The sequence below is a fragment of the Acetobacterium sp. genome, from assembly GCF_030652775.1.
Lineage (GTDB): Bacteria > Bacillota > Clostridia > Eubacteriales > Eubacteriaceae > Acetobacterium.
Window position 1 is genome coordinate 75,249 of record NZ_JAUSPS010000001.1, and the last position, 12,846, is coordinate 88,094.

The 12,846-nt window shown below is 41.7% G+C and carries 11 protein-coding genes; 10 read left to right on the forward strand and 1 reads right to left on the reverse strand.

Annotation, left to right across the window (positions count from 1 at the left end; genetic code table 11):
- Positions 1–153: 153 nt before the first annotated feature.
- The 4 genes from Q7J41_RS00285 to Q7J41_RS00300 all read left to right on the forward strand — a co-directional run bounded on the left by Q7J41_RS00285 (position 154) and on the right by Q7J41_RS00300 (position 4,213).
- A complete protein-coding gene (locus tag Q7J41_RS00285; protein ID WP_304884119.1) occupies positions 154–825 on the forward strand; it encodes a response regulator transcription factor in 672 nt (223 codons plus the stop codon).
- Positions 822–1,847 (forward strand): HAMP domain-containing sensor histidine kinase, encoded by a 1,026-nt coding sequence (locus tag Q7J41_RS00290; RefSeq protein ID WP_304884121.1) that lies wholly within the window; start codon positions 822–824, stop codon positions 1,845–1,847. Before Q7J41_RS00285 ends, Q7J41_RS00290 begins: the two co-directional genes overlap by 4 nt.
- Positions 1,848–2,043: 196 nt before the next feature.
- The gene (locus Q7J41_RS00295) at positions 2,044–3,861 is read left to right on the forward strand and encodes a S8 family serine peptidase (protein ID WP_304884123.1); all 1,818 of its coding nucleotides are present in this window, start codon (positions 2,044–2,046) and stop codon (positions 3,859–3,861) included.
- A gap of 94 nt (positions 3,862–3,955) precedes the next feature.
- Entirely contained in the window at positions 3,956–4,213 is a 258-nt protein-coding gene (locus Q7J41_RS00300) for a hypothetical protein (protein ID WP_304884125.1), read from the forward strand.
- 92 nt (positions 4,214–4,305) lie between these two features.
- Here Q7J41_RS00300 and Q7J41_RS00305 read toward each other — a convergent pair whose 3' ends face one another.
- Entirely contained in the window at positions 4,306–5,730 is a 1,425-nt protein-coding gene (locus Q7J41_RS00305; RefSeq protein ID WP_304884127.1) for a sigma-54-dependent Fis family transcriptional regulator, read from the reverse strand.
- A 485-nt stretch (positions 5,731–6,215) separates the two neighbouring features.
- Here Q7J41_RS00305 and Q7J41_RS00310 point away from each other — a divergent pair, with 485 nt between their 5' ends.
- From Q7J41_RS00310 to Q7J41_RS00335, 6 genes are all read left to right on the forward strand, one after another.
- Positions 6,216–7,136: a tetrahydromethanopterin S-methyltransferase subunit H gene (locus Q7J41_RS00310; RefSeq protein WP_304884130.1), complete on the forward strand. Its 921-nt coding sequence runs from the start codon at positions 6,216–6,218 to the stop codon at positions 7,134–7,136.
- A 42-nt stretch (positions 7,137–7,178) separates the two neighbouring features.
- Positions 7,179–8,744 (forward strand): BCCT family transporter, encoded by a 1,566-nt coding sequence (locus Q7J41_RS00315; RefSeq protein WP_304884131.1) that lies wholly within the window; start codon positions 7,179–7,181, stop codon positions 8,742–8,744.
- Positions 8,745–8,780: 36 nt separating this feature from the next.
- Positions 8,781–10,211 (forward strand): glycine betaine--corrinoid protein methyltransferase, encoded by a 1,431-nt coding sequence (gene mtgB, locus Q7J41_RS00320; RefSeq protein WP_304884133.1) that lies wholly within the window; start codon positions 8,781–8,783, stop codon positions 10,209–10,211.
- A 69-nt stretch (positions 10,212–10,280) separates the two neighbouring features.
- A complete protein-coding gene (locus Q7J41_RS00325) occupies positions 10,281–10,925 on the forward strand; it encodes a B12-binding domain-containing protein (RefSeq protein WP_304884135.1) in 645 nt (214 codons plus the stop codon).
- 101 nt (positions 10,926–11,026) lie between these two features.
- Positions 11,027–12,496 carry a BCCT family transporter gene (locus Q7J41_RS00330; protein WP_304884137.1) on the forward strand — a complete coding sequence of 490 codons (1,470 nt, stop codon included), beginning with the start codon at positions 11,027–11,029 and terminating at the stop codon, positions 12,494–12,496.
- Between the two features lie 72 nt (positions 12,497–12,568).
- On the forward strand, positions 12,569–12,846 hold a 278-nt coding region (locus tag Q7J41_RS00335; protein ID WP_370650958.1), incomplete at its 3' end, for a hypothetical protein.

The window sequence follows — 12,846 nt, forward strand, 5'->3', positions numbered from 1 at the left end:
TTGTTATTAACGGTCAGCTAGTTACCGAACAATCAATTGTGAAATTTTAATGATAAGCCTTACTTGCTTCGCTGCTGGTTTCTATGAAACCGCTAGCGAGGCTCGTTGCGTTATGACAAATAGATTGTGTTATTGATGGAAAGGATGAAATTAGTGTTTAAAATATTGTTAATTGAAGATGACAAAAAAATAGCGGACATTGTGGTGGAAAATCTGATAAAAGCTGGCTACGATTCCCTTGCAGTCACTGATTTTTCGGATGTTTTGCCTGAATTTATGGCATATAAACCGGATCTGGTATTATTGGATATCATTTTGCCATTTTACGATGGGTATTATTGGTGCGGGCAAATCAGACTACTGTCAAAGGTTCCGATTATTTTCATTTCATCCAAAAGCACCGACATGGACATCATCATCGCAACTAACATGGGAGGCGACGATTATCTGGTCAAACCGTTTTCCATCGATATTCTCCTTGCCAAAGTGGCGGGGCTTTTGAGACGAACCTATTCCTATGACAACTCCGAAATGGATATTATTTCCCATCAGGGTCTTATTTTTAATATTAGCAGCGGGATAGTGTCCGTCAATGAAAAAAGTGCCAAATTGACAAAAAATGAAGCCCAGATTCTCGGTTTGCTGCTAAAGAGCTGCGGAAACACGGTCAGTCGGGAAAGAATCATGCGAAATCTCTGGAAAGATGCCAGTTTTATAGATGACAATACCCTGACAGTCAATATCACCCGGTTAAGAAAAAAGTTAAAAGATCTCGGACTTGAAAGCTATATTGAGACAATAAAAAATTTGGGATATAAGATATGACGATTAAAGACTATTTATGGGATAAAAAATATCTGATTTTAATATACACCATTACGGTGCTGTTTACCGGAACAGTGATATCCATTGGTGAATCGGTCGCCGTGAATCAATCAAATGGTTTGTATGTTATTGAAGTATCGATGCTATTGTTTGCAGTTTATATAACAGTTGATTTTATCGTTAAGAATAAGTATTACAAACGGTTAAAAGAAATATCAGAGCTCGAGGGACTGGACTGGGTAAATTCGCTTCCGATACCAGCAAGCTCAGAACAACGGATTTATAATGAGCTCTTGCAAAAACAATATCAGGCGATTAACAAAAAGTTAAGCGAATATCAATCAAAAAGTATTGAAAACCGTGAATTTATAACCATGTGGGTTCATGAAATAAAAACACCCATCGCAGCATCAAAACTGATCATTGAAAACAATCTGGATCATCCCTCCGAAGAAGTGCTTTACAGCATCGAGGATGAGATTGATAAAATTGAAGATTTTGTCCAAATGACACTGTTTTATTCCCGAACCGACGATTTTGCAACAGACTATATCATTAACAGCATTAACCTGGAAAAGGTTGTTAACGAATGTATTAAAAGAGCGTTTTCGAGTATTACAAATAAAAATTTGAGTTTGCAACTAAAAAATCTTGATTTGCTAATTGATTCGGATGAAAAATGGTTGGGGTTTATTATTAAGCAAATCCTTGACAATGCCATCAAATATTCGGCTGTAAATGGAAAAATCAGTATTTATGCCGAATCTCATCAAGATGAAGTGACATTAATCATTGAAGATGAGGGTGCTGGCATAAAGGAAGAAGATATCCTCAGGGTTTTTGATAAAAATTTTACCGGCAGCAATGGGCGCAAGTATGTCACTGCCACGGGTATTGGCTTATATCTGAGTCAGAAAATCGCCCAAAAACTGAGCCATCTGATAACAATTTCTTCTGATTCGGGAAAAGGGACAAAGGTAAGCATCCATTTTCCGCATTGGAATGATTTTTATGACGTTTAATAGAAAAAATGACAGTGCAGTTTGGCAGAAAAATAATATTAAAATCCTTAAGCATTGTCTGAAATGATGGCAGAATATAATTATTTTATGTTATAGTAATATATCCTATACGGTATGGGTATATTAAAAGTAAAGGATTACACAATGAAGGATAATATTAGAAAGACGACGCCCGGCATTGCGAAGGGAGGACATCATGAATAAGAAAATAAAAGTAATAACACGATGGTTGGCAATAACGATGGTTTGCTTCTTGTTGTTTCCATCGGGAATACTGGCAGTCGCTCCAGGCAGTCCTGGGGATCAATCTACTGAGATAAAAACACAAGAGAATATGAATGCGCTACTAAACGAAGGGTCTGAACAGGGTAATGAAACATCTTCTGAGATCGAAACCCTTGAACAGGTGCCAGTGGTCAATATTAACGAAAATCTGGATCAGCAGATTGTTGTTATTTATGCTGACAGTGGCGAAGATAATGTGAAAGACCTGGCATTGACAACCGCAGAGGTTGTTTCCGGGGAGCAGGTATCCAATCGAGTTGACCTTATTGAAGTTAGCGACGGTACAAATATTGAGGCATTGATGGCAGTGCTGGAACAAAACCCCAATGTGCTGGCGGTGGATAAAAACGATAAGATCGAAGTGACCGCCCTTCCCAATGATCCTTATGTGGTCAATGGCTCTGCTTGGCAGTTTCAGCGGATTGGCGCAGACCAAACCTGGGATCAAGTGTCGAATGTTGATCCGGTGGTAGTGGCCGTCATTGATACCGGGTTAAATGTCAATCATCCGGATCTCATTGGCAATACCGTTGCCGGCTATGATTTTGTAACCGGAACGACCAATGTTGTGGATTTGGCAGGACATGGGACTGCCGTCAGCGGATGTATTGCGGCGGTCACTAATAACGGTATAGGAACGGCCGGAATTTCGGGATTGGCAAACATAAAAATTGCCCCCTATCGTACCGGTGGAGCATATAGTGGAGACACCCAGTTGGATGTAGCCTATATTTGTGCAGCCATACTCAAAGCGGCTGAACGGCCTGACGTAAGAGTAATCAATATGAGTTTTGGCGGGTATGGCACGTTTCCTTCTCTGGCGGTAGCTGTCAATGAGGCGATCAATGCCGGGAAAGTGGTGGTAGCATCTTCAGGCAATGAAGGAGAATCATGGAATGCTCGAGTGGGACAATACTCTTATCCAGCATCTTATGACCATGTTATTTCAGTAAGTGCCATCAATAAGGATAACGCTCGGGCTTCCTTTTCGCAATATAATGATCGGGTGGATTTATGTGCCCCGGGCCAATCTGTTTTAACCACCGCTAAAAGCGGCGGATATGAGTATGCCAGTGGAACCTCTTTCTCCAGCCCCATTGTGGCTGGAGCTTGTGCAGTGCTGATGGCCGCCGATTCCAGCTTGGATGCCGGAGCAGTAGAGACGATTCTCAAAAGCACCGCCCTGGATCTGGGCACCGCCGGTAGTGATGCTTATTATGGCAGCGGCTTGATTCAACTGAATCAAGCCGTGGCTTCGATCAATTCCAGTGAAACCGTGGGGACGACCTATCGCACCCATGTCCAGAACGTCGGTTGGCAGGGCTGGAAATATGACGGTCAGATCAGCGGAACCTCAGGCCAATCGTTGCGGCTGGAAGGCATCGACATCAAGATGAATAATCTCGGAAACGACCTTGGGGTTGAGTACCAGACCCATGTCCAGAACATTGGTTGGCAGGGTTTTAAGAGCAATGGCCAAACCAGCGGCACCTATGGCCAATCGCTGCGATTGGAGGCCATCCAAATTCGTCTGAGTGGGGCCGCTGCGACTGATTATGATGTCTACTATCGGGTTCACAGCCAGAATTATGGTTGGCTGGATTGGACCAAAAATGGTGGCAGTTCAGGAACACAGGGTAAATCATTGAGACTTGAAGCGATCGAAATCCGCATCGTGTCCAAAGGCGCAGCAGCACCGGGATCAACCAATCGGCCATTTATTATTTGAAAAAAATAATGACGGCGTAAAATTATTTGAATAAAACTGTTTTATTGGGGTAGAATAATAAGTAAGAAATCATTAATGAAAGGAGTATCTGGAGATGATTATTACCTGGAACAATATCAGTGAAGTGAACCGACGCATTGAAGAACGGGATTTAGCGTACAAGGTTCATTTAAGTGATGCCTGCGGCGGACAGAGCATGTGGATTGAAGCCATGGACAAAGCCAATCATTTTGACAATCTGGATGATCTGAACGATTTAATCAAAGGTTATTTTTCGGAGATTCATGCCGATGTTGAGTTCAGTTGGGATAAGAAATCTTTTTGGTCAAAAGATCGTTCCCTGATAATTTAATTGGAAGGTTTTTTGTTGTAAATTAATGGGGCGGCCCATTCAAATAAGACACCATAAAAAAGGAGCTTTGCAGCCCCCTGTTTATGGTGTTGTTATTTTTTGATATATTTATTCACCAGACGATAAGCAGTGGTCTGACTTAGGCCCAGAGATTCTGCCATGTCGTTGATATTGTCGGAAATCTCATAATAGTCTTCAATAATTCCGCGTTTGTAATTTTCGACCAGGTCATCAAAAATGATCTGTCTTTTTTTGATTCCTTCATTGGCGAAAAAGGCACCCAACTGCTCGGGCAATTTATCAATGCCAATGACGCTGCCAAGACTCATCACGGCCATCTGTTCGACCGCATTTTTAAGCTGCCGGACATTCCCAGGCCAGTCGTATTGAATCAGGGATTCAATCACCGGATTGGAAAAAACCTTATTTTGGCTGTATTTTTTATTGTACTCTTTTAAATAATACTGAGCAATGGGGAAAATATCATCCCGCCGTTCCCGGAGTGAGGGAATGGTTTGGGTAATGCCGTTAATTCGCCAGTACAGGTCTTCGCGGAAGGTGTTTTTGGCCACCAGCTCGGCCAAATTTTTATTAGTGGCGGTAATGATCCGGGTATTGACCGTTTTTGATTCCAGTCCGCCCACCGAGGTGAAACGCTGGTTTTCCAGAAAATCAAGGAGCTTGACCTGGATATTGGGAAGCAATTCACCAATCTCATCTAAAAACAAGGTGCCGTTATCGGCCATTTCTACCAGTCCTTTTTTCCCCTTGGGGCTGGCTCCGGTAAAGGCATAGGGAACATACCCAAAGAGCTCGCTTTCAATCAGATTATCGGGAATCGAGGCGCAGTTAATCGAAACGAAGGGGTTCGATTTGCGGGGGCTGCAATCGTGAATAAATTTGGCAATCAGACTCTTACCAACGCCACTTTCGCCCAATAAAAGAATGGGGATATCGGATTTGGCCGCTTTCTTCAGTTTGTGCAGAGTCTGGTAAAGGATATAGCTGCGGCCGACAATGTTGTTACTGGCCTTGGTCCGTTCTTCCCGGGAGCCTTTTTTGTCTTTAATCTCGTCGTCATCACTTTTTTCTTTTTCGGGATTCAGATAATCCAAGTCAAACTCCACAAAAGACTCCCGTTTTAAGGTGTTATAAACTAGCATTACCAGCTCGTGATCGGGATTATAGAGGGGCGTGGTAATGGTGATGTGTTCTTCATCAGTAATCAGTGAGCGTTGCCGCGAAATGATGGTGCGCTTCTTTTCCATGGCGGTAGCGGTGGAGGGCGGCGTCCAGAAACCCTGGAAGGAAGTCAGAAAATTAAGCTTCCACATTTTTTCGGCGGAAATGCCATGGTATTCCAGACAGGCTGGGTTGGCATAAAGAACGTTACCGTCTTTATCGGTTACAGTGACCTCAATAAAACTATTCTCCAGAATATCGAGAAAAAATTCACTGGATAGGGTTTTTAAATAGTCTAAATATTCCTGGCTATGATTAAATTCGTTTGTTATCATCGTTTTCCTTTTTCACACATTAATGTGTGGTGTATTTTTAGTCATTTTGTTCGAAGTGTATATTATGTTATTTTCCATGTGATATAAAAACGAGATAAATCGTTTTCATTAATAAAACTGATAATAAATCAAAATAGCCCAAGGCACAAGAGGAAAAAAAGGAATATTCCCAAAAGTGAAAAATAAAAGTGGCGCTTTCTCATATCTGGAAAGAATAATTGCCTTATGAATTTCAATAAAGGGCGGTAAACCGAGTATAATACGTCGAAAGCCTGTTGGCACGATTATTGCGATACATATTATCAAGAATTAACATGACATCTCGCAAATAAGATTGAAAGGAGAAAAAGTGTAATCGTTTAGGCTGCGAGAAAGAAAAACGGACGTCCAGGAAGAAGTGACCCGATTTAACGGGGAATGGGGCAATTAAGTTTTTAGTTGTGAATTTCGCAATGATTAATTATAAGTTTACGAAGGAGACAAAAATGTTTAGATTTACCGCAGATCAATTTGTTTATGACATTAATGGCACTAAAATTGGCGGACAGCCAGGGGAATACCCCACCGTTTTAATCGGCAGTATTTTTTATCGGGGACACAAAATAACTCAGGATTCTGAAAAAGGTTTGTTTGATCAGGCCGCAGCCAAAGACTTATTGGACCGAGAAGCCGACCTATCAGCCGAAACCGGTAATCCCAGAATAGTCGATGTGCTGGGAGACACCGAAGTTGCGCTTACCAAACATGTCGAGTTTGTGTTAAAGAATACCACCTCACCGATTCTGCTTGACAGCCCCAGCCCGGAGGTGCGGATTGAAACCTTGAAGCATTTCGCCAATGACCCAGAAGCCATGAGCCGCATCATCTATAATTCATTGGAAGAAAGCTGCTCTGAGCACGAACTGGAAGTGATGAAAGCATGTGGCGTGAAAACCGCCGTTATTCTGGCCTTTAGTAAAAAACATCTGCAACCAGCCAAACGCGTGAAACTTCTGGTTGGTGATGAAAAAAATGAAGGCTTATTAACTAAAGCCAAAAGAGCCGGAGTGGAACAATTCCTGATTGATCCCGGTGTTCTGGATGTTGCCAGCAGCAGTTGGACCGCCATGGCGATTCGTGATATTAAAGAACAACACGGTTTACCTGGTGGCTGCGCTTCCTCCAACGCTTTGTATTTATGGAAAAAAATGCGATCCAAAGGCAGTCCTTATTTTGAAGCAGCCGGAGCATCGGTATTTACCTTCCCCTTAACCCATGGTGCTGATTTTATTTTATACGGTCCGATGGCTAATGCCGCTTGGGTATATCAGGCAGTAGCGACCACTGATGCGATGATGTCTTATTGCAATAAAATCACCGGGACTAAGCTGGGAACGATGGATACACCACTGATGAAAATATTCTAAAAACTTTGAACCAAATCTAAAATAAGAGGAGGATTAACTAAAATGCAAGAAAAAACGACAAAGAATCGAACAGTGTTGTACGTTTCAGCAGCAATCGCCATCGTTTTCGTATTAGCTAGTATGCTTTTTACAGAAGGTACAACAGCCGTATTTAATCTGTTAAATTCATTTATTACAACGTCTTTTGGATGGTTGTATTTATTGGCAGTCGGGATATTTATTGTGTTTGCCATCGGTGTTGCCATCAGTCCATTTGGGAAAATTATATTAGGTAAGGATGATGATAAACCTGAATTTACTAACTTCCAATGGTTTTCCATGTTATTTGGCGGCGGGATGGGAATTGGCTTGGTATTCTGGTCGGTATCGGAACCGATTATGCATTATCTGAGTCCACCCTTTGGAGACGGGGGAACTCAGGCCGCAATGGAAACGGCCATGCGAATCACTTTCTTCCACTGGGGATTGCATCCATGGGTAATCTTTGCAATTGGTGGTTTGGGACTGGCATATTTTCAATTTAGAAAAGACTTGCCATTCCTGATCAGTTCGGCTTTCTACCCATTGATTGGTGAAAAAATACATGGACCAATCGGTAAAACGATTGACATTCTGGCAGTTTTTGCAACAATTTTCGGTGTTGCCACAAGCTTGGGCTTTGGAGCAACTCAAATTGCCACTGGTTTGCAATATATATGGGGGATTCAATCCTCGCCAATGGTGATTTCAATCATCATTGCTGTGATGACAGCAATCTTTACTTTGGCAACAATATCAGGACTGCATAAGGCAATGCAAGTTGCAGCTAATATAAAAATCTGGCTTTCGATTGGATTTATGGTTTTTATCTTTATTTTTGGCGGCAGCGTATTTATTTTAAATAATTTTACGAATTCATTAGGCTCTTATTTGCAGAACATTGTCGGTCAAACCTTCTGGATGGGGAATGTTGAATGGTTAAACGGCTGGACCGTCTTCTATTGGGCATGGTGGATTGCCTGGGCTCCATTTGTTGGACAGTTCGTTGCGCGGGTTTCTAAAGGCAGGAGCATTCGCGAATTTATTTTAGCAGTAGCCTTACTTCCTTCTGGTTTTTCTCTGATTTGGATTGCCATTTACGGCGGCGCAGCCTTTAATTTAAATGCAATCTCCGGTGGCGCAATCGAAGCGGCAGTTGGTGCCGATTATACCACCGCACTATACGCTCTTTTACAACAATTGCCACTCTATGGCATTACGTCAATCCTAGCGATTTTCCTGATTTTAATCTGCTTTGTTGGAGCGGCGAACTCAGCAACCTATGTTTTAGCGATGCTGACATCAGGCGGAGATATGGACCCAGACAAAAAATTAAGAGGCGGCTGGGGTATTGCCCAGGGTCTAATCACCATTATGTTAATCCTTGTGGGTGGAACTTCAGCTTTAAAAGCCTTGCAGACGGCTTCAATTGTGGCGGCCTTCCCATATATGCTAATTATGATCGTCATGTGCTTTAGTATTCTAAAAGCTTTGAAAGCAGATTACGCCGAAACCCAGCTATTGAAAAATAAAATCGGTATTAATGATATTGACAACGGACAAGCGCCAGTTGTGGATGTTCAAGAATAAAAATATGAATAAAATTTAGAAAAAGAGGTATTTTAAATGTTACCAAAATTTGATGTTTTAACGGATGAACAAATTAATAAGATTCACAAAAACAGCTTAAAAATTCTTCAGGAAATTGGGATTGAGTTCTCCTATGACCCGGCCATTGAAGTATTTAAAAAACATGGTCAACGGGTTGAAGGCCACCGGGTCTTTTTAGATCCCGATTTTGTTGAAGAAATGGTGGAAAAAGCACCAGCCCAGTTTACCCTCCATGCCCGTAATCCTGAGCATAATCTGATTTGTGGCGGAGAGAATATTATTTATATGCCAGGTTACGGTGCTCCCTTTGTTTACGATGCCGACGGCGGCAAACGGGATGCGACCATGGCAGATTATGACAATTTTGTAAAACTGGCCGGAGCCAGTAAAAACATGCATATGACCGGCGGTACTGTCGTAGAACCGACCGATGTCGAAGATGAAATCAGACATTTAAAAATGGCCTACAGCCATATTATAAACTCCGATAAATGTTTTATGGGTAGCTCTTCAGGTTATGAACAAGCCATGGATTCCATCAAGCTGACAGCAGTGCTCCATGGCGGTATGGACGTGATCAAAGAAAAACCAGCCCTGATCTGCCTGGTCAATTCCGTGACTCCGCTGAAATATGATGACCGAATGTTGGGTGGTTTAATGGCTTACGCCGAAACCGGCCAACCGATGGTCATTGCCTCATTGGTTATGGCCGGCTCAACCGGTCCGGCAACGATGGCTGGCGCCTTATCGCTGCAAAATGCCGAGGTATTGGCGGGGATTACCCTGACTCAGTGCATTAACCCAGGAACACCGGTGGTTTATGGCTCAACTTCAGCCGTAACCGATATGTCAACCGGATCACTATCGATCGGGAATCCGGAAAATGCCCTCTTTACCTCAGCCAGTGCTCAGTTTTCACGGTTCTATGGCGTGCCTTGCCGTGGTGGCGGTGGTTTAACCGATGCCAAAACCGTTGATGCCCAGGCTGGTTATGAATCGATGATGGTGCTCTTTGCCGCCAGTACCACTGGTGTGAATTTCGTGTTGCATACGGCTGGAATTCTGCAATATTATATGGCCATGTCTTATGAAAAATTCATGGTGGATGATGAAATTGCCGGGATGGTATTACGTTACCTCAAGGGTTTTGACTGTGACAGCGATGAAAAAATGGCCTATGATGTGATTGAAAAAGTCGGTCCTGGTGGACATTTTCTAACTCAGAAACATACTCGTAAGAACTTTAAAACCGAATTCTTCCGACCGGCTCTTAGTGATCGTCAATCTTTTGACGGATGGTCTAAAGACTCGATTGATACCAATCAACGGGCTAAATTAAAATGGCAGGAAGTATTGGCTAGTTACACACCACCAGAGTTAGATCCAGCAGTTAAAGAAAAAGTCGAAGCATTTATCGAAAAACGGTCAAAAGAATTATTAAAATAAGACAAGCTAACAAATAACAAATAACAAATAACAAATAATAAATAATAAAAGAATAAAAGGAGAAAAATAATGAACCCAATATTTGAAGAAATTAAAGATGCAATTGTAGATGGTGATGAAGATTTAGCGATTGAACTGGCAGAAAAAGTTGTTGCCGAAAAAATTGATCCGGTCCAAGCGGTACAGCTGGGATTTATTAAAGGGATTGAAGAAGTTGGGGCCGCATGGACTAGTGGTGAAGCTTTTTTACCAGATGTTATGATGGCCGCTGACGCCATGAAAGCGGGAATGGATGTATTGGAAGAGGTATTGGCAGCAGGTGAAGGTGAAGGCGCCTATGAAGACAAGGGGAAGATCGTTCTGGGCACCGTTGAAGGTGACATTCATGATATCGGAAAAAATATCGTCGGAGCACTGCTAACCTCAGCTGGTTTTAAGGTTTATGACATTGGTATCGATCAGAAGGCAGAAGATTTTGTCGCTAAAGCTGACGAAGTTGGAGCAAAGATCATCGCCGCCAGCTCACTGTTGACGACGACTATGAAATCTCAAAAAGTTTTGGTTGAGTATCTCGATGCTCAAAATCTACGAAGTAAATATAAGATTATCATTGGTGGTGGACCCACCAGTGCAAAATGGGGCGAAGATATTGGTGCCGATGGTTGGGCTGAAACAGCTGATGAAGCCGTGGAATTATGTAAACAATTAATGTAATTAAAAATTCTGATAATATGATACAATAAATTAACATCACAGAACAGGTGCCAAAATTTGGATAAAATTTTGGCGCCTTTCTGTAATAAAAGGAAGTGAATATGATGGTATTCTACATTTCAATTAGTCTCATTTTGCTGTTTCTTGGATTTGGATTTTTATTTCCGGAACAATTGCTGGGGATTACGAGTCAGATGTTTGGATTTATCACTAACGATCTAGGATGGTTATATCTGGTAACCGTTCTGGGCATCCTTATCTTTTCACTCTATCTGGCATTTGGCAGGTTTGGAAAAATTCGCTTAGGCAATGACGATGATCGTCCCGAGTATTCGAACTTCTCCTGGTTTGCGATGTTATTCAGTGCCGGGATGGGAATTGGTCTGGTATTTTGGGGTGTTGCTGAACCGGTTTTTCATTATGCCCAACCGCCCATGGGAATCGAACCGTTATCAACTCAGTCGGCAATGATGTCGTTTCGTTATGCATTTTTACATTGGGGCCTTCATCCCTGGGCGATCTACGCCATCGTAGGATTAGCGCTGGCATACGTCACCTTCAGAAAAAAAATGCCGTGCTTAATCAGCTCAACCTTATACCCGCTTTTAGGCGAGAAAGTTAAGGGCCCGATTGGAAAGGGAGTTGATATTCTGACACTTGTTTTAACCGTATTCGGAGTTTCTACCTCCCTGGGAATGGGCGCTTTACAGGTAAATGGCGGTTTAAATACCCTATTTAATATCCCCAATAATATCAATACCCAAGTTATTATTATTATTGTGATTACTGTTTTATTTTTGATTTCAGCAACAACTGGATTAAACAAAGGAATAAAAATACTTAGCAACACGAATATCATCATTGCCGTGTTGCTTTTGCTGTTTGTTTTTTGTTTTGGGCCAACGATTTTTATTATCAATACCTTATTGGTAAGTATCAGTGGGTATATTCAGAATATTTTACCCATGAGCTTGGCTTTATCACCTTTTGAAAATGATCCCTGGATTGGAACCTGGACGATTTTCTATTGGGCCTGGTGGCTTTCCTGGGGACCATTTGTGGGAACCTTTATCGCTCGAATATCTAAAGGTCGGACGGTAAAAGAGTTCATTTTGGGTGTGATTATTCTACCAGCCTTCTTCAGTTGCATTTGGTTTACTGTTTTTGGAGGCACTGCATTATATTTTGAAATCTTTGAAGGGGTTGATATTGTTGCTCAGGTTACCAATGATGTGACGGTGGGATTATTTACCACCCTATCCTATTTACCTATGGGGAAAATAATCTCGTTTATAGCCACCGTTTTGATTATCACTTTTTTTGTCACTTCAGCAGATTCGGCGACTTTTGTTATTGGGATGTTTTCCAGAAATGGCGATTTGAACCCGGATACTAAAATAAAAATAATTTGGGGTTTGATTTTGTCGTTGATGTCAATTGTTCTCCTTTTTAGTGGCGGGTTGGTAGCCATGCGGAATACCTCCATTATTATGGCCTTGCCATTTTTGCTAATTATAATTTTAATGTGTGTGGCTGTTTATAAAGCATTTGGTAGTGAAAAAAACGATTAGTTTATCAGTGTATAAAAATGAAAATATTACAGTAAAAATAATCGAATAAAAACGGAAAGAGGTAAAACAATAGTGAAAAAAGACAAACAGATCGCAAAAACGAAGTCGATTAAGATGAAATTATTAATTGTTCCACTGATCTGCGTATTGGTGGGAGTCTTTTCAATTGGAGCGATTTCTTCGTATTTAACCAGAGATAGTCTGCTGGCAGGAATGAGAGAAAATGGGTTTTCATCCTCACAGCGTTTTGTGAATCGAATCGAAGATAATACTGAAGCCGTTAAAACCATGAATGAAATGCTAGAATCGCAGATTCGCAGTATCGGAAATATTGTCATTGGTAATCGGGG